16 protein-coding genes are annotated in these 17,062 nt (G+C 46.2%); 10 read left to right on the top strand and 6 right to left on the bottom strand.

Annotated features, from left to right (window positions below; translation table 11 throughout):
- Nucleotides 1–7 precede the first annotated feature (7 nt).
- The 9 genes from ACZ5NB_RS02815 (at nt 8) to ACZ5NB_RS02855 (ending at nt 11,161) form a co-directional block, all read left to right on the top strand.
- Entirely contained in the window at nt 8–1,210 is a 1,203-nt protein-coding gene (locus tag ACZ5NB_RS02815) for an iron-containing alcohol dehydrogenase (RefSeq protein WP_460231337.1), read from the top strand.
- A 147-nt stretch (nt 1,211–1,357) separates the two neighbouring features.
- Nucleotides 1,358–2,881: a sensor domain-containing diguanylate cyclase gene (locus tag ACZ5NB_RS02820; protein ID WP_460231338.1), complete on the top strand. Its 1,524-nt coding sequence runs from the start codon at nt 1,358–1,360 to the stop codon at nt 2,879–2,881.
- Nucleotides 2,882–2,970: 89 nt separating this feature from the next.
- A complete protein-coding gene (locus tag ACZ5NB_RS02825) occupies nt 2,971–3,894 on the top strand; it encodes an ABC transporter ATP-binding protein (RefSeq protein ID WP_460231339.1) in 924 nt (307 codons plus the stop codon).
- Nucleotides 3,895–3,939: 45 nt separating this feature from the next.
- Entirely contained in the window at nt 3,940–4,701 is a 762-nt protein-coding gene (locus ACZ5NB_RS02830; RefSeq protein WP_460231340.1) for an ABC transporter permease, read from the top strand.
- Between the two features lie 20 nt (nt 4,702–4,721).
- Nucleotides 4,722–5,168 (top strand): DUF6164 family protein, encoded by a 447-nt coding sequence (locus ACZ5NB_RS02835; protein ID WP_460231341.1) that lies wholly within the window; start codon nt 4,722–4,724, stop codon nt 5,166–5,168.
- A 115-nt stretch (nt 5,169–5,283) separates the two neighbouring features.
- Nucleotides 5,284–6,003, top strand: a complete 720-nt coding sequence (locus tag ACZ5NB_RS02840; RefSeq protein ID WP_460231342.1) for a J domain-containing protein — start codon at nt 5,284–5,286, stop codon at nt 6,001–6,003.
- Nucleotides 6,000–7,100 (top strand): hypothetical protein, encoded by a 1,101-nt coding sequence (locus tag ACZ5NB_RS02845; RefSeq protein ID WP_460231343.1) that lies wholly within the window; start codon nt 6,000–6,002, stop codon nt 7,098–7,100. The genes ACZ5NB_RS02840 and ACZ5NB_RS02845 overlap by 4 nt, the downstream gene beginning before the upstream one ends.
- A 17-nt stretch (nt 7,101–7,117) precedes the next feature.
- Nucleotides 7,118–8,377 carry an MFS transporter gene (locus ACZ5NB_RS02850; protein WP_460231344.1) on the top strand — a complete coding sequence of 420 codons (1,260 nt, stop codon included), beginning with the start codon at nt 7,118–7,120 and terminating at the stop codon, nt 8,375–8,377.
- Between the two features lie 423 nt (nt 8,378–8,800).
- Nucleotides 8,801–11,161, top strand: coding sequence for a DUF5916 domain-containing protein (locus ACZ5NB_RS02855; protein WP_460231345.1), 2,361 nt, complete (start codon nt 8,801–8,803; stop codon nt 11,159–11,161).
- Nucleotides 11,162–11,186: 25 nt separating this feature from the next.
- Here ACZ5NB_RS02855 and ACZ5NB_RS02860 read toward each other — a convergent pair whose 3' ends face one another.
- Nucleotides 11,187–11,678, bottom strand: a complete 492-nt coding sequence (locus ACZ5NB_RS02860) for a methyltransferase family protein (RefSeq protein ID WP_460231346.1) — start codon at nt 11,676–11,678, stop codon at nt 11,187–11,189.
- Between the two features lie 15 nt (nt 11,679–11,693).
- Nucleotides 11,694–12,170: a PaaI family thioesterase gene (locus tag ACZ5NB_RS02865; protein WP_460231347.1), complete on the bottom strand. Its 477-nt coding sequence runs from the start codon at nt 12,168–12,170 to the stop codon at nt 11,694–11,696.
- 276 nt (nt 12,171–12,446) lie between these two features.
- Here ACZ5NB_RS02865 and ACZ5NB_RS02870 point away from each other — a divergent pair, with 276 nt between their 5' ends.
- Complete coding sequence (locus ACZ5NB_RS02870; protein WP_460231348.1) at nt 12,447–13,910, top strand: carboxylesterase/lipase family protein; 1,464 nt, start codon at nt 12,447–12,449, stop codon at nt 13,908–13,910.
- 43 nt (nt 13,911–13,953) lie between these two features.
- On the opposite strand, the gene ACZ5NB_RS02875 is transcribed toward ACZ5NB_RS02870, so the two are convergent.
- From ACZ5NB_RS02875 to ACZ5NB_RS02890, 4 genes are all read right to left on the bottom strand, one after another.
- Complete coding sequence (locus tag ACZ5NB_RS02875; protein ID WP_460231349.1) at nt 13,954–14,244, bottom strand: Rdx family protein; 291 nt, start codon at nt 14,242–14,244, stop codon at nt 13,954–13,956.
- Nucleotides 14,245–14,459: 215 nt separating this feature from the next.
- Nucleotides 14,460–14,819, bottom strand: coding sequence for a c-type cytochrome (locus tag ACZ5NB_RS02880; protein ID WP_460231350.1), 360 nt, complete (start codon nt 14,817–14,819; stop codon nt 14,460–14,462).
- Nucleotides 14,820–15,082: 263 nt separating this feature from the next.
- Nucleotides 15,083–15,658, bottom strand: coding sequence for a Tll0287-like domain-containing protein (locus ACZ5NB_RS02885; protein ID WP_460231351.1), 576 nt, complete (start codon nt 15,656–15,658; stop codon nt 15,083–15,085).
- A gap of 80 nt (nt 15,659–15,738) precedes the next feature.
- Nucleotides 15,739–17,037 carry a cytochrome c3 family protein gene (locus ACZ5NB_RS02890; RefSeq protein WP_460231352.1) on the bottom strand — a complete coding sequence of 433 codons (1,299 nt, stop codon included), beginning with the start codon at nt 17,035–17,037 and terminating at the stop codon, nt 15,739–15,741.
- Between the last annotated feature and the right edge of the window lie 25 nt (nt 17,038–17,062).

A 17,062-nucleotide genomic window follows, 5' to 3' on the forward strand; every position in this document is an offset into this window, starting at 1 on the left:
TCTCGGTATGACACGATTTATTCAGCCAATGATTCATCAAAATTTACCCATCGAATTCGTATCTCAGGTTGACAACCCAGCCGACGCTATTGCTCGGTGGTTAGACGGTGCTGGCCTCAGTCGCGCATTGATTGTTACGAATAACAGCCTGTCTCGAGGAAGTGGATTGGGAGGCGACACCTTAGCGGTCTTTCAAAAGGAGCTTGGTGAACGTTGTGTTGCCGTGCTGCCGTCCGTTCAAGCTCATACACCTTATGAAAATGTGTGGAGCGGCGTGACTCTCGCCAAGCAGTCTGCTGCGGATGTGTTGATAGCTATCGGCGGGGGCTCTGTAATTGATGCGGCTAAAATTATTCAATTGGCGTTGAACACGGAAGTGGAAACGGTTGCTGAATTACGAGAATACGCCCAATTCAGTGATGGTTCTCGCGGGCCAAAGGCTGGATCGACGCTGGCCCGTGCTCGGCCGATTCGCTTTTTAGCAGTACCAACGACACTTTCTGGAGCGGAATTTAGTCATTCCGCTAGTGCATTGAACACGGATACCGGTGCAAAGGAGGGGTACCGTGACGCGATTTTGTGCCCGCAAGGCGTAATCTATTCGCCTACTGTAGGTGAAAGTACGCCAGAATGGTTGTGGCTATCGACTGCCATAAGGTCGCTCGACCATGCTATTGAGGGTTACTGTGCCAGCAACGTCTATCCATACCTCGAGGGGCAGTTCTTGCATGCAATACGCTTGTTTGCTGAGTACTTACCTACGCAAAAGGCTGCGGGTACTGACTTCCGCGATGCTTGTAGCCAGCTTCAGCAGGCTGTGTGGTTAGCTTGCTCTGGTTTGGGGCGGGTGCGGCACGGCGCAAGCCACGGCATCGGCTATGCACTGGGCGCTCAGTGTGGTGTTCCCCATGGCTATACCTCTTGTGTCATGTTGCCGGCCGTGCTTGAGTGGAACTCGTCAGTCAATGAAGGAAGGCAACGTGCAGTTGCCGCCGCCCTTGGAGGAGGGGATTCCGCCGCCGTATTGGTTCGTTCCTTGGTCAAAACGCTAGGGCTACCGTCGGCGTTACCAGATGTTGGCGTCGCGAAAAACCAATTAATTGCCATTGCTGAGGCTAGCGCTGAGCACAAAGTGGTTAAAGCAAACCCACGGCCTATAAGGTCTGCTGGGGATGTGATGGAAATTTTATCGATTGCTTGGGAAGGCTAACATACCGTTGAGCAAACCCTTTGTCGCGGACAGGTTGCGACTGCCTTATTCGGCAGGTTAATGTTGCCAAAATAAGGACAGATCAAACGATATGCCCCAAAACGAAAAGGGGTTAGGGATTAAGATCAAAACAGCGGATGCTTCACATTGTTTGAGCTTGGTAAACGCATAGTTGATTCAAAGCGCAACTGGATTCGATTTTCGATTTCATTGATTGTGCTGCTTGTTGCGTCTTTTTGTGGGCAACTATACCTGAGCTACCAGGACCATATTGCCTCAACGGATACAACCCTAGAAAACCTTTCCCTAACTCTCATCAAACAAGCTGAAGCGGAATTTCGTTCAACGGAGCTGGCATTGCGCTTTGCTCGTGACAAATTGCAGGACAACCCTAACCCTGATTCCTGGGATGATACCCAAGCATATGACTCACTGCGCGGGGTTGTAGCTGCGTTTGCCCAGTCGGATGTCGCTGTTTCCAAACACGATTTATTCTGGGTCGATAGTAAAGGTGTGGTGCGAGTGACAAGCTATTCCCACCCCACACCTGAGATTCTTGCTATAGATCGCGACTACTTTGAGCATCACACTGAGAATACTTCGCCGGATGTTTACTATAGCGGTTCGCTGCAATCTCGCTTAACTAATCGTTGGGTGATCTATCAAACCTTACGCTTAAACGACGCGGAAGGTAATTTTGCTGGTGTAGTGGGTATCACCACAAGAGTGGATGCCTTCGAATATTTTTATAAGCAGCTGGCGCTTGAGCCAGGAAGTAGCGTGGTGATTGCTCAAAAATCTGGCAAGTGGAGTTACCGATATCCATTCGATCCGGCCAGTTCCTCGATTAATGTTTTCGAAACGCCAGAGTTCCAAGTTATGGAAGAAAGGCAACGTGGACAATTAGTCATAGAGCACAGCCCTTATGATCAGAAGCGCCGCCGCGCAGGGTTCTATTGGATGGAGCCCATTGAGCTGTTGGCCGTCGTTACCATTCCTCAACAGAGTGTATGGCAACAATTTCTTCCCGTGGTCGAGCAGCGCGGCGCGATTTTATTGATTACATTACTGGCTTTGATTATTGCCACGGTGGCATATAGTCGAGTTTACAAACGCAGCGATGAGGCGATGCGGCTTTCTCGGATCGATAAGCTAACCGGCATTGCCAATCGACGAGAGCTAGATGATCGCTTACAGTTGGATTGGCGCGCGATGCAGCGTTCTTCGGAACCGCTAGGTGTATTGTTCATTGATATCGATTACTTCAAAAATTTTAACGATGAATATGGCCATGATGCGGGTGACAGATGCTTGCGTCGAGTGGCCAAACTGATCAGCTCTGAGCTCCGACGTCCAAATGACCTGATCGCTCGTTATGGCGGTGAAGAGTTTGTGGTACTGCTTCCAGGGAATGACTATCAAAATACCGCCAATATGGCACAAGTGATTTTAGATTGTATTCGCAAGGAAAAAATTCTCCACGTCGCATCGCCTATTAGTTCGTATCTCACTGTGTCCATCGGTTTCGCTTCGCTGATACCACAGCAGAATTTGGAACTTCGTGAGTTACAGGGGCAGGCTGATCGAGCGCTGTATGTTGCTAAAGGTCTGGGTCGAGATAGAGCCGTCGGTGCTGATGACATCAAACAGCAAACCAGAAAAAACGCCTAAAAATTCCTTTAGTCCCTGCACATGACGTGCACGCTCCATCTAAAACATGCATACTGCGGTCTTTTTGTGGCGAGAGTATCGGCTACACCATGACATCAATTGTTTCTGTAAAGCACTTATCAAAGATCTACGAGGGCGGATTTCAGGCTCTGAAGGATATCAATCTCGATATTCATAAAGGTGAAATCATCGCACTCCTGGGGCCTAACGGCGCTGGTAAAACCACACTCATCTCCACTATCTGTGGGATTATTAACCCCAGCGATGGGGCCGTCACTGTTGGCGGTTATGACATCGTTAAAGACTTTCGCCAGACGCGCCGTCAAATCGGATTGGTTCCTCAAGAGTTAACAACCGATGCGTTTGAAACCGTAATCAATACAGTTAACTTTAGCCGTGGCTTATTTGGTAAGCCAAAAGACTCCGGGCATATCGAGAAATTATTGCGCGCGCTCAGTCTATGGGATAAGAAAAATAACATGATGATGACGTTATCAGGCGGTATGAAACGTCGAGTTATGATTGCTAAAGCGCTCTCGCATGAACCGAGTATTTTGTTCCTCGACGAGCCCACCGCAGGTGTCGATGTTGAACTGAGAAAGGATATGTGGGACTTGGTACGGGAACTCCGAGCTTCCGGTGTGACTATCATTTTAACCACCCACTATATTGAAGAGGCTGAAGAAATTGCTGATCGTATCGGGGTTATTAATAAAGGCGAGCTCGTTTTAGTCGAAGAGAAAAACGTATTGATGCGTCAGCTAGGTCGCCGACAAATGACCTTCGAGCTAGTTAACCCGATAGAAAAAATACCTGATAGTTTGTCAAACTATGATTTGCAACTCAGCGATGACGGACGACTGGTCTACAACTATAGCGCACAATCCGGGGCGACCACGGTCACGGAATTACTCGATGCACTACGCGAAGCGGGAATTGTATTTCAAGATTTGCAGACACAGCAAAGTTCATTAGAAGATATATTTGTTGAGCTAGTGAACGGTAGTCGGTAACTGAATAAACATATATTGGCGATAGATTGTCGCCCGGTGATTAGTATGAATTGGCACGCAGTAAAAGCAATTTATCTCTTTGAAATGTCTCGCACTATGCGCACGTTGTTGCAGAGCATCGTGTCACCAGTGCTGTCTACTTCGTTGTACTTTGTCGTATTTGGTTCAGCTATTGGCTCTCGAATTGATCAAGTGGGTGGCGTTAGCTATGGTGCCTTTCTTGTGCCAGGCCTAATGATGCTATCGCTTTTGACTCAGAGTTTATCTAATGCCTCATTTGGAATCTATTTTCCTCGCTTCACCGGCACAATTTACGAGGTGCTATCCGCTCCCATCTCAATGTGGGAAATATTGCTAGGTTACGTTGGTGCAGCGGCATCCAAATCGATGCTATTAGGTATTATTATTTTGATGACGGCTTCGGTGTTTGTGCCATTAGAGATTCGCCATCCATTTATGATGCTTTTCTTTCTGGTGCTGACATGTGTTTCTTTTAGCTTATGTGGCTTTATTATTGGCATCTGGGCGGATAACTTTGAAAAATTGCAACTAATTCCGATGCTTGTAGTCACGCCATTGGTTTTCTTAGGGGGAAGTTTTTATTCCGTTGATATGTTGCCACCTGTTTGGCAAAACATCACGCTGTTAAACCCTGTGCTCTATTTGATTAGCGGCTTTCGTTGGAGTTTTTATGAGATCGCTGATGTGAGTGTGGTGGTTAGTATTGTCACTATCTTAGGTTTTCTTGGGTTGTGTTTAGGCGTGGTAGCTTGGATTTTTCGCACAGGCTATGGCCTCAAGCCTTAGGGTATGTTGTAAACGCTATTGTGTCTCGATTGATATTTAATCTTCATCAGGTTCCTCCGGCTGAAGCAGCAGCGGTAAAGCGACTACTTGACGAGAACCATGTTGCATACTACGAAACCTCTCCGGGTTTCTGGGGGACGGGCGTGCATGGTTTATGGTTAATTGAGGGTGCGGTGATTGAGGCCGCAGCGAGTCAAGATGCCGAAGAAAAAACGCGGCTCGTCGCTGAGCCCTTGCCAAGCGACGAGCAACGCCTTGCAGAGGCGAAGAGTCTCATTATTGAGTTTCAGGAGGGCTTTGCTCAGAAAGCCCGTGACGAACATCGTCAATCTGTAATTCGAGGCCGCGCACCTAGCTTTTGGGGTAACGTAAAACAAAAGCCGTTTAAAGCACTTCTACTAATATTTTTTGTTAGCGCATTGATTGCGCTCTTAATCTCTCCGCTTTGGCTATTCACTGCGCTATAATTAGCCCAATATCTTATTGAGGGCTTTTTCGAACGTACGATTCCTTTCTCCTCCAGGAAAAGACGCTGACTCAGAAAAAAGTCGTAGTAAATCGTCAGTTATTTTGTGTGGTACTATGTCATCGGGATCTAAAGAGGTAACGCTAGACTCTTTATTAGTCGACCCGTCAACTAAAGTTGATGTGTCAGTCGCATACATCATGGTATGGCTTTCGTTGAGCGAAGGACGTTTGATGGATGCCCAGCGCCCGATTCTGGCTCGCTATCTAAAAAACGATACGCAAACAGGTCAGTACGCGGAGCTTATTTATAAGTCTTTAAGACAATCTTTCCAACACTTGGTGATTGCTTGCGAGAATTTACGCAAGCACTTAAACCACGCTGAACAATTATTCCTCGTCGAACAGGCAATTAAACTGATTAACGCGAAACCGCATGTTTCAGAAGCTGATATTCATATTTTAACTTTCTTGGCTGATTTGTTTGATATTGACCATCGAGTACTACAAGACGCATACAAAACAGAAACACGGCGGATACTGAAAGCGCCGGGTGACCCCAGCAGTGTTGACTGGTGGGAAAACAGTGTGCCGAAGAAAGCACTTGGAATTGAAGAGATTGTTAAACGATTTAATGCTGAGAGCTTAACAGCGGATGATGCGCGCCAAGTACTGGGTGTGGCTAAAGATGTAACGCAAGAAGAATTAAAACTGGCATATAGAAAACGTGCACAGCAGTATCACCCTGATCGAAATGACCCTACAAAAGTCGATGCCGCTGTCGCGAGCACTATGTTTGTGTTGGTCAAGCAAGCTTACGAGGTGCTACGCGGATGAAGGATCTATATCGCCGCTGTGGTTTGGCCAACTATGAGATTAATCGGGACAAGCTAAGCAATATCACCCAAGGTAATGATGACGAACAACATGCATGCTTCTCTATCCTATTAAACCCTGATAGAAAAGTAGCTTACGACAATACTCATCGAGCATTAACAGCTATCGCAAAAGTCAGGCAGGCTATTGATATGCAGTCTAATGCGGGCTGGGTGAAACGCTATGGTGATTTTGCAGAGTCCGCCGAACAGGCATCCTCACTTTCAGCGAGTGAAACGATTACCCCCGTGAAGATGTCTGCTTTCTCTTCAGGTGTTGAAAAAAAGGTTACCGGTGAGAAGCGGAAAAACCGAGTGCTAGGTTTTTTTGCTACTGCGGCAACAATGTGTATTGCAGTTTTGGCTATCTTATTTTCTGATGATGATGTGTCGCATATTGCTAGCGATGACATGGAGTTATTGCTCGCGCCTGAGTTGATGCATGTTAAATCGTTGACTGCGGCTATTTACCCTCGCATGGTTAAATCGGATCAGTCGGTAGAACCCATTATAGAGTTGGAGCATCAGGTCGAAGTCAATGTGGAGAAAATATCCGATGATGGGCTTTGGGTTTGGATAAGTTCACCCTCGGTAAAAGGCTATACGTTACGTTCGAATTTGCGACCAGGGCCATCCGAGGAAACGATCGCTTTGCGTTGCCGTGAGTCTGGAACACAGCGTCCGATGACCAGCGTAATCAGTAATTTCTTTCGTAGCGGCCAGCACGTTTTAACATTGGCAAACCCTCCAGGAAAAGATGCACTGGTGAAGTTGAAAAATGGCGATGGCGATGTTCAGCTGCTTGTCTACCTTCGTTCTGGAGAAGAGCTGGAGGTCGGCGGTGTGGGGGATGGTAATCACCAACTAGAGTATGCTCTCGGTGAAAACTATAGCCCTCAATGTGGTCGCTTTGTCGATCATATGCAAGCGTTCCGGGAAGCCAAAAAAATTTCCTATCGCAGCACAGTCGATTCCATTGATTCGCTTTCTAATCGCTACGTATACATCTTAAAAAGCAAAGTCGTCGGCTTACAGTCAATTTCTAATCAGGCGTTCTAACGCCTGCGCTATTATTTATGAAATCTTACTTTCTCTTCGTAAAGCATTCGTGGGCCGTTCTACTGTTTGGATTTCTCGCCGTGTTTTGGGGGAATTTTGGGCAATCATTTTTTGTCGGCCAGTTTAGCGAAGCGATACAAAGTAGCCTCGGTCTTTCCGCCGCCGAATACGGTTCTACCTATTCATTGGCGACGTTGCTAAGTGCGATGACCGTTGTGTGGGCAGGGAGATTGGTAGATAGATTGCAGTTGCGCCACTATGTTGCAATTGTCTGTGTGGGGCTGTCGGTAGCTTGTTTGTTGTTGTCGCAGGTGCAAGTGGCGGCGCTTTTAGTTATCGCGTTGTATTTTTTGCGATTGTTTGGGCAGGCACTTTTGCCCCACGCAGGCTCGACTACGATGGCGAGAGTGTTCGATACCCATCGTGGAAAGGCACTCAGCATTGCCTCCTCTGGGTTCCCGGTGGGAGAGATTATCTTACCGGCTTTGGCGGTAGTTTTGATCGCAACAGTTGGTTGGCAGCATGCGTTTATGGCCATTGGTGTGTGGGTATTGATTGTTGTGTTGCCGAGTATGTTAATGCTTATCCAGTATAGCGATATCGAGCGTCTAGACGATGCGCAGAAGGGTACACATAGTTCTGGAAATGATTCCGCCGTTCGGACCGCTGCTATTCAAAAAAAAGGTATACGGGCACTGTTACTCAGAGACTACCGATACTGGCTAGCGTTACCCGGATTGATGGCGGGACCATTTATCGCAACAGGTATCTTTATCCACCAGAATTTTTTGCTAGATAGCAAAGGGTGGTCAGCCGCATTGTTTGCGACCTGTTTTATTGTTTATGGCGTAGTGCACTGGGTTAGCTCGCTAGTGAGTGGGGTGCTTGTCGATCGGTTTAGCGCTCATCGGCTGCTACCATACTTTCTTATACCTCTGGTGTGTGCTCTAGCGGTGATTCTATTTGGCGATGGAGATCGGAGCGCAATAGTTTTTATGGCGCTTTTGGCGATGTCGATCGGTGGTGGCTCGCCGATTACTGGGGCATTGTGGGCAGAAATATATGGTGCACAATCTATTGGCGCTATACGCTCTGTCAATATTGCGATCATAGTATTTGCGACTTCACTTTCACCCATCCTGCTCGGATATTTTATTGATCAAGCAACGAATTTGTCGACTATAGTTATAGCGACAATAAGCTACGCAACCATTGCGATTGTCATGCTCTATTTCTCTTATCCCGCAAATCCCTATTCACGCTCTACAAAAACATAGGGTTGTTAACTCTTTCGGTATTGAGAAATAGACTGAACTCTAAAGTAGCGTATAAGACTTGCCGTTTACAAAACTTTATTAATGGCTTGCCAAATATTAAGAATGGTAAATCGCATTAAAATCTAGGCTATTTTCTGCCTCAAACACGCCCTCGCATTTTTTAATCGCTTCGCGAATGTCTATAATTCGCGTTCAGATGTTCCGCCGTAATGTCCCTTATGTGTCTCGCATTCCAAGTCGACAAAGCGTGTGATGAGTTTTTATTTGCCGATGTGTTTCAGAGGTTTGCGCTTGATGCGATGTTTTCACCTGCCTGTTTTTAAAAGTCAGTTATTAAAGTGCTGTAACGGGCAAGAGAATGTTAGGTCGCTCTTGTCCCGCGGAGGAATCTTACTACTTTTAGCATTCCAAGGTATTCAACCCGTGAATGCAGAAGACTCGATTCGTCCCTTAGATCGTACTATCCAACCAACATCTCGCATTCGTCTGCTGAACTTTGTCGAGTCAGAGCTCGACATGAGCATCGACGGTAAGCTACTCGAGCCGCAATGGCGCGACATCGAACCGCAAACTGATTTCGGTACCGTTGAACCAGACACCTTAGTCCCTGGCAAACACCTCACAGAGCTTAGAGTGTTCTATAGCGAAAAGGGAGTTTATGTCGGCTTTGATCTGCACCAACCTAAAGAAACCTTACTCAACCGATTATCATCGCGGGATAATCGCGGTTTGAATCGCGATGCCGTCTTCATTACTTTCGATAGTTCCAGTGAAGCCCGCTATGGGTTTTGGTTTGGTGTCGCTCTGGGCGGCAGCTTATTGGATGGAACGATCTTACCGGAGCGACGTTATTCTCCGAACTGGGACGGCCCATGGCGCGGTGCTACATCAGAAACTGAGTATGGATGGAGCGCGGAAATGTTTATTCCGTGGTCTGTGATGAGCATGCCTAAACGCGAAGCTGAGCGGAACATCGGCGTATATGCATCTCGTAAAGTAGGGTATTTGGATGAGCGGTGGGCTTGGCCTGCCTTGCCGAGCACAAAGCCGCAATTTCTGTCGGTCTTAGATCAATACGAAGTGGTGGGTGTTTCGCCTCGCCAACAGTACAGTATTTTCCCTTACCTTTCTTCAACGCTAGACCGAATAACCGACGAGACGGACACCAAAGCGGGAGCCGATATATTTTGGCGTCCGACAACCAACTTTCAACTGGCGGCAACATTAAATCCAGATTTTGGTAGTGTGGAATCCGATGACGTGATCGTTAACTTGTCCGCGACCGAAACATTTTTTCCCGAGAAAAGGCTTTTTTTCCTAGAAGGGCAAGACGTATTTATAGCAACACCTAAAGCCACAAATAATGTTCCAACAACGCTACTCAATACCCGACGGATTGGTGGTCGAGCATTTGCTCCTGATATCCCCGCAGATGTTGACATCCCATCCGTAGAGCTGGGTCAGCCTGCGGAATTGTTGGGAGCCGCAAAACTCACAGGAGAGAGCGGTAATTTCCGATACGGTTTGTTATCAGCGATAGAGGATGACACAACATTTGTGGGTGAAGATATCAGTGGATCAGCAGTAGACGTTGAGCAAAATGGTCGAAACTACGCTGTTGCTCGAGTCTTGTATGAAGACGCCAGTGGTGGCGCTACTCGGGGTTTGGGTTGGATGTCGACGGCAGCTCTACACTCTGATCGTGAGGCCGTAGTGCATGGTATTGACGGGCACTATTTGACAGGTGACGGGCGGTGGCAATTAGACGGCCAGGTATTTTATTCAGATATTGATGTCGAAGGTGACGGTGTCGGTGGCTTCCTTGATACGGTTTATACTCCTGATCAAGGTGTGAAGCACATGCTGGAATTGGAATATTTTGATCGTGAAGTCAACATTAACGACCTTGGGTTTTTTCGCCGTAATGATGCAATGGCTCTCCGCTATTCGTTGAATTTGCAAGATTCTTCTATCAATTATGGGCGAGAACTTCGAAATGACGTATCGATGCTGCAGTTATGGAATCTAGATAAACGATTGATTCGTTCCGGTTTGTTTTGGAAAGGCTATCTGACAAACGATAACCTATCAGAGTGGCGAACCAAAATTGATCTATTACCCGAGCGTTACGAAGATCGTAATAGTTTTGGGAATGGCACTTATAAAATCGACCAGCGATACAAAGCAGGTATTGGTTACAAGACAGATACGTCAAAAAAACTCTCGGCTAATTTCTTGCTAGAGCGAGGTCCTGAGGACAAAGGAGGTTATAACATTTATTCATGGATGAAATTAACCTATCGCCCTGTGGATCGTTTGAGCACTTCACTTAGTATGAGTAATAAAAATCGTGAAGGTTGGTTGCTGCACTTTGCGGGTGAAAGCATGAGTACTTATGACGCAGAAGAGTGGAAGGTTCAGTGGGACTTTGACTTTTTCTTCACGGCTAAGCAGCAGTTTCGAGCATCTTTTCAGTGGGTGGGTATTCGTGCATTTGAAGATGAACGATATACAATTCCTAGTAGTCCGGGACACCTGATAGAGGATGCGCTCAATCCGGCAGATGAATCGAGGCAGTTCAGCATCTCAAATCTCAATTTCCAGTTGCGATACCGGTGGGAGATCGCGCCTTTATCAGATCTATTTGTTGTTTATACCAAGAATAGTAATGAGAGATATGCACCGATAGAGCAGGATGAATTCCAGGATATGCTGCAGTCTGCATATCATAATCCGAGTTCAGAGCAGCTGGTTGTTAAACTTCGCTATCGTTTAGGCAGTTAGTTAACGCCAATGGACTGGTGATTTATTAAAGCCAGCGGCGAACGTTCGCGCAATAGTTTTCGTAGCTTTCTCCAAACTTTTCTTTTAAATATTGTTCCTCCGGTTTGATTTGTAGCCGTGTCATCACTGGTATAAAGAACACTGCAATTATCATGCTGACTATGTTATCAAGGAAAAAACCAAGTGCAACGAGTAATAGGAAAAACCCCAAATACATAGGATTTCGAGTCAGTCTAAAAACACCGCGGACGACAAGCGTTTGAGTGCCTTCGAAATTACGAGGGTTGACTGATGTGCGATCTCGCCAAAACTGGAAAGTCGAGATTCCAATCAATAACGTAGAAATAGTGGATAATATTGCCGAGAGGCTGATGCATGTAACGTTGTCAAAGATATGTGCACTTATTTTAAACGTTTCTGTTAATGTGACGGTTATTTCTCTAGTAGCATACTGCAATGCAAAAAATAATAATGCAGTGGCAATTGGCGGTAGCAAAAAAGGTTTTGAAGTTTTCATGGAATATCACAAGCGCTAATAATTTATAACACTTTTAGTTACGCGATCCATCGCAATGAGCGCACGCGGATTGTTATCGGGTTGCTGAGAAGAGTTGTCAGGCAGAGAGTGTGAAGCCTCTTTGTAAACGGCTACATCGATGAAAATAATAGAGCGTCCTCGCTTGACCACGTTGGCTTCCGTCACAATCCTATCGCCGTCATTCGCTGGGCGCAGCATCGAAACATGTAAGTCGTGAGTGACTGCTTCCTGATTTTCTTCGAGTGTGCTGACGGCTGCTGCATAAGCAGTTATATCTGCAATTGCATAGGCTACTGCACCATGGAACATGCCCCCTGGATTTAACGTATTTTTATTAACAGTCAATGAAAGCGTTGCTTGTCCATCATTGGCAACCAATTTTTCTATTCCTAAATATCGATGGAACGGTAGGTCGCGAATTGCTTGCAATATACGCTCTCGGTGTTTGAGCGTGCCGCTTATTGACGTCATGAATGATTACCTTGTATATACGAAAAAACGAATGATGGGTCGATTATAAAGTTTGGACCAGCTCTTTGGTCAATGATTTTTTACATATGGTACCCTATTGAATTCAGTGTGGGTGGCAATATTAAGACTTGCATTGGAATGTGGTACAAAAATAGATGCCAAAACGTGATAGTCATTCGATAGCCAGCGGGATACTCTGTCCGCTTTAGTACGTTACAGTCTTGTATTGTGAGTTCGTGAGAAAATATAAATAAATGTTGAGGTGAGTAGTACTACATGAGTTTAGTTGTCGAGACACAGTCCGGGCCTGTTCATGGTGCAGAGAGCAACGGAGCACGCTATTGGTTAGGGGTGCCGTATGCGTCTGCAGAGCGTTTTGGTGTTCCTAAATCCCCAGTGCCCTGGGTCGAAGAAAAAGACGCAACGAAATATGGGCCGGAGTGTCCGCAATTTTTTGGTGCGCTTGCCACCGAGAAAAAAATCGCGGGTCCAACTGTTGATGAAGATTGCTTGGTCCTCAATATTTGGACTCCCTGTCAGAAAAGCGATACGCCGCTGCCGGTCATGGTATGGATTCACGGCGGCGCTTTCATGACGGGTTCCGGCAATACCTATGACGGCAGCAAATTCGCGAGTGAAAAAAATATAATCGTCGTTTCCATTAATTATCGTTTGGGTATCTTAGGTTTTGCCAATTTCGCTGATGCTTTCGGCTTGGATGTGCCAAGTAATTTGGGGGTTCGTGACCAAATAGCTGCGCTAGAATGGGTGCGGGACAATATTGCTGCATTTGGAGGTGACCCACAACGGGTCACTATTGCGGGAGAGTCCGCAGGTTCTTTAGCCATTTCAATGCTGCTGATTAATGAAACCCAGTGGCCGTTGTTTCATGGTGCAATTATGCAGAGTGGTGCGCTTAGTTTATTCCATGCCAAAGAACGGAGTCAGCGTATTGCTGAACACTATAAAAAAGTGCTTGGTGAAGCAGCATCCAGTCTTGAAGCGCTGCGTGCATTGGATATTTCGACATTGTTACATGCTCAAATAAAAGCGGCTTCTTTCGAAGAGCAAACAGTGCCAGCGGCGCCTTGGTATGATGGAGATGTTTTTCCTACCTCTTTAGAAGAGGCTAGAGCAAAAACAACTCATAACGTGCCGCTACTGGTTGGTTACAATCAAGAGGAGATTAGATTGTTTGAGGTGATAAAGGGAAAGCCAATTTTGCCAATGGCTCGTGAGGATAGCGAACTGTTGGTTAGAGAGCAGCTTAGCGCCGAAGCGGCAAATCAGCTATTAAGCGCCTATCCAAATGATAAAGCGGGAAATCGTTTACTAGCAACGCATATTACCTTTGGTATGCCCACCATGAATTTTGCTGAAGAGCATGCGAAAAATAATGATACCTGGTGCTATCGGTTTGATTTTAAACATCCTCTACTCGGTGCGGCGCACGCTGTTGAATTAGGTTTTGTCTGGCCGTTTAAAGGCTTGTTTGGTATAGCGATGCGTGGCGGTTTACTTTGGGGTAAACGAAAAGCGCTTGCCGAGCGTATGCAAGCCCATTGGGCACACTTCGTTCACCATGGAAAGCCTTTAGACAATTGGCCGCAATACAGTCATGAAGATCGGAAAATTTATCGCTTTTCTTCTCAAGATGAAATTGTCGACGATCCGGATAAGCTCCATCGTGAAGCCTGGGATGGTGCTTATATTATTACCGCGAAACAGTCCTCGTTGTAATAGAGTGGCACAATGAATAGTCGGTGCTGATAACGTAGAATTTTTATTCTACGTTGCGCTTAACTTTATCTATATGGCCGAGATCCCTATTGGGAGAAATGACATCCCTCACGCGCTGTTTTAATTCAGTGATCTCGGGGAATCGGCCTTCTTCCTTTCTCGACCATACGATTTTTCCATTTGCGGTCACTTCAAAAACTCCACCACTGCCAGGGCGCAACGTTAAAGCATCAATCTCGCCATCAAAAGTGGTCAAAAGCTCTTGCGCCATCCAGCTCGATCTTAGTAGCCAGCGACATAAGGTACAGTAATGAATTTCAACTATATTAGTCATATGTTGTATTTCCTATCTTCGGACGCTTAGGTCTGTCTAAAGGGTTGGTTATTTTTTAGTATGGACGAGACGAAAGGAAATTGTATACGGGGAGCATTGGGAAGTCGAAATGGAATTCAATGGGCGCTGTCCCTTGGATGTGTCGGCGTACGAAGCAAAAATCGGCTTATTTAGGGTTCTCCCAGGCCTTATATCATTGGTGTGGTATTTAAATACTATTCCGCCTCTAACAGCGACAGCATGTATTTTATACCTTGCGTGATTTCTAGCTCTGTCAACGCTTCGTTTCCGCCTTTTGCAGGCATTAAGCCGTAGCCATTAGACGCGTGCTGGACGAGAGTTTCTAAGCCCTGTTCTGCACGTGGTTTCCACATCACTTTGTTGCCTAAAACCGGTGCATTGTTGAGACCTGGGGCATGGCAAACCTTACAGTTTTGATTCACTATCGTTTCGCCAGCAATAATGTCAGGGTCGGTTTTGTCGCAGCCGATAAGCAACAATAGCCCACAGAAAAAACCTGATCCTAATAAACGATGTGCTTTTTCTACCTTAGAATCTGCAAGTAACAATGACATGGGACGACTCCTTAACACGCAGCGGTGGAGTGATAGGGAAATTGCGCTTAGTGTGATCTAGCGGGTATCGGAGTCTTTCCAGTCGATTCACGCTTGCGGTGAGTTTTGCTAAAACACATCGAGAGAAGCAACAAAACAAAACGGAAACGACTTTCAGCTAGGAGAGTTTCCTCTCCACCCGCTAGAGCACACTGAGCACAACTCAAACTGATTGCATCCGGTATGAATGCAATCAGCTGAATGAGAGTGACGAACTATAACGCCTAAAGTGGAACGCGGATAACCACACCACCCATTACGTCACCGATTTTGAAATCAGTTTTAGGCGTATCTTTATGTTCGTTGTGGCAATTTACGCACGCGGGAGAAACCGCAACATCAGGATAAACAGCGGTGAAATAACTGACATCGCCTAATGCTTCAGTACCGTAAAAATTTTCACCAGGGTTATCAACGATGTACTGTAGACCTTCCTTTTCCATTTCCGTTCGCGGTGCGTTTTGCTTGTTAACAGGCCATAGAGACTGTAACGAGTAAGAGAATTCATCTGTTTTTTCGGCAACGGCTTCAGCACCCGCACGGAACATCTGCGCTGGAAGCAGCGCGCCATTCTCAAGTTCTTTCCAGTGCTCGTCTGGTTTGATAACACCCGCGCCATTTGGCCCCAGGCGTTGGACGATTAATTTTGTGTAATTAGCGCGGTCCGCGTTCATTACCGCAAATAGTGAATCGGTATAGAGTTTTGGTTCAATGCCCACTGGCGCCGCGGCTTCTTCGCCACAAGCACTCAAAAGTAAAGCAGCCCCTACAATGCTTAAACCCAATGTTGAATGTTTCATAATATCTACCCCTTAATGGATGTGTAATGTTGCTAATGTTTAACGCTTCAATTTTAGTGGTGATTGTTAATGGTATTTTGCTATCGCTCCGCGCGCTCAATGGCCATATCTATTGATGGTATGTGGTTCGCGGGTTGCCCATGAAAATTGCTGTTAATGAGTGAATCATCGGCTAACGCGTCGATACTAAAACCCAGTCCGTGGCAGTTCATGCAAACACTACGAATCATTTTTTCGTTAGGTCGAAGGTTCGCATTTTGATTATGCTGAACGATTACAGTGATGTTGCCGAAGTCATCATGAACTTCGCGCGGCATATGGCAGGTAGCACAACTTACGCCAGTACCTGGTTCTGCAGTTCCGGCAATTTCTTTTTCCCATAAGGCAGCGTGAGGTGAGCTGTTATAAGCTTGGCTGTGGTCGTCGTTATGACAACTTAAACAAGCATTGACTGCGGCAGATTGTGTATTAAATGTATGTGCGCCATGGCAAGTGTTACAGCCGTGTGTTTGATCCATGGTTTCGGGATTGAACGCGAGAGCTGTCCCATTGCTGCTGACCAGCGCAGGAGTTACCGGGTTTAGAGGCGTGTCTAGAGTCGATGAAAGACGCATCCCGTGTTTGCCTTGTGTGAAACCTGCAGCTTCGTCGGTATGACAAGTGCTGCACTCAGCAATACCTGGTTTTTCTATCCATGAATCAGAGTGTTGGGGTTGGTGACAATCGCTACATTGCACACCTTTTTGTGCGTGAGCACTTTCGTGCCATTCCGACATTGCTGTTGCATTTTGATGTTCTATAGGTGCGTCAGCCTCAGTCACTGTGAGCTGATTATCTTCCTTATCACTCACTAAGTCGGGTAACTTCTGAGTAGGCAGCATTGCAGGCTTAGTGCCATGTTCAATGAGAAAGTCTTCGTAGAGTGCACGGTTGTCATGGTAATTATGGCAGCCAGAGGTAGCACAGGTTTCAAAGCCCATGCCTTCATGGCTGGGTCGCTCTTCAAAAATTTCTTGGTGGCAGTGGAAACAGTAATCTTCGGGAATGGTAAGGCCCATATCCAGTGTGTTGTCTTTGTCGTGTTCCGTGTGGCAGGTAATACAGTAGCGAGCATCTAGAATCTTGACTCGATCAGCATTACGTGGATCGGTGAACTTACTTTTAGGGTGCGAATCATCAGCTGCCTTTAACTCGTCTTGGTGGCAATTAAGGCAAGCATTCTGAAGGATCTCAGGACCACCAAACGGATCGGTATGACAACTAGAGCAAGCCATTTCAATTTGAAAATGTCCGTGGCTGGTATCACCAATGAGTAGGGCGGATTTATCCTCCGCGCCTTCAAATTGATAAACATAGTAACCACCTAGTGCCACTGTCACTAATCCCCAAATTAACCAAATAAAT

This window comes from Aurantivibrio plasticivorans, from assembly GCF_055392955.1.

What these genes read in the sequence shown, in the direction of transcription:
- ACZ5NB_RS02875 (WP_460231349.1), bottom strand. Translation starts at nt 14,244, where the DNA reads ATGACTAATATAGTTGAAATTCATTACTGTACCTTATGTCGCTGGCTA.
- ACZ5NB_RS02880 (WP_460231350.1), bottom strand. Translation starts at nt 14,819, where the DNA reads ATGTCATTGTTACTTGCAGATTCTAAGGTAGAAAAAGCACATCGTTTA.
- ACZ5NB_RS02845 (WP_460231343.1), top strand. Translation starts at nt 6,000, where the DNA reads ATGAAGGATCTATATCGCCGCTGTGGTTTGGCCAACTATGAGATTAAT.
- ACZ5NB_RS02870 (WP_460231348.1), top strand. Translation starts at nt 12,447, where the DNA reads ATGAGTTTAGTTGTCGAGACACAGTCCGGGCCTGTTCATGGTGCAGAG.
- ACZ5NB_RS02865 (WP_460231347.1), bottom strand. Translation starts at nt 12,170, where the DNA reads ATGACGTCAATAAGCGGCACGCTCAAACACCGAGAGCGTATATTGCAA.
- ACZ5NB_RS02850 (WP_460231344.1), top strand. Translation starts at nt 7,118, where the DNA reads ATGAAATCTTACTTTCTCTTCGTAAAGCATTCGTGGGCCGTTCTACTG.
- ACZ5NB_RS02860 (WP_460231346.1), bottom strand. Translation starts at nt 11,678, where the DNA reads ATGAAAACTTCAAAACCTTTTTTGCTACCGCCAATTGCCACTGCATTA.
- ACZ5NB_RS02830 (WP_460231340.1), top strand. Translation starts at nt 3,940, where the DNA reads ATGAATTGGCACGCAGTAAAAGCAATTTATCTCTTTGAAATGTCTCGC.
- ACZ5NB_RS02815 (WP_460231337.1), top strand. Translation starts at nt 8, where the DNA reads ATGACACGATTTATTCAGCCAATGATTCATCAAAATTTACCCATCGAA.
- ACZ5NB_RS02840 (WP_460231342.1), top strand. Translation starts at nt 5,284, where the DNA reads ATGTCATCGGGATCTAAAGAGGTAACGCTAGACTCTTTATTAGTCGAC.
- ACZ5NB_RS02825 (WP_460231339.1), top strand. Translation starts at nt 2,971, where the DNA reads ATGACATCAATTGTTTCTGTAAAGCACTTATCAAAGATCTACGAGGGC.
- ACZ5NB_RS02885 (WP_460231351.1), bottom strand. Translation starts at nt 15,658, where the DNA reads ATGAAACATTCAACATTGGGTTTAAGCATTGTAGGGGCTGCTTTACTT.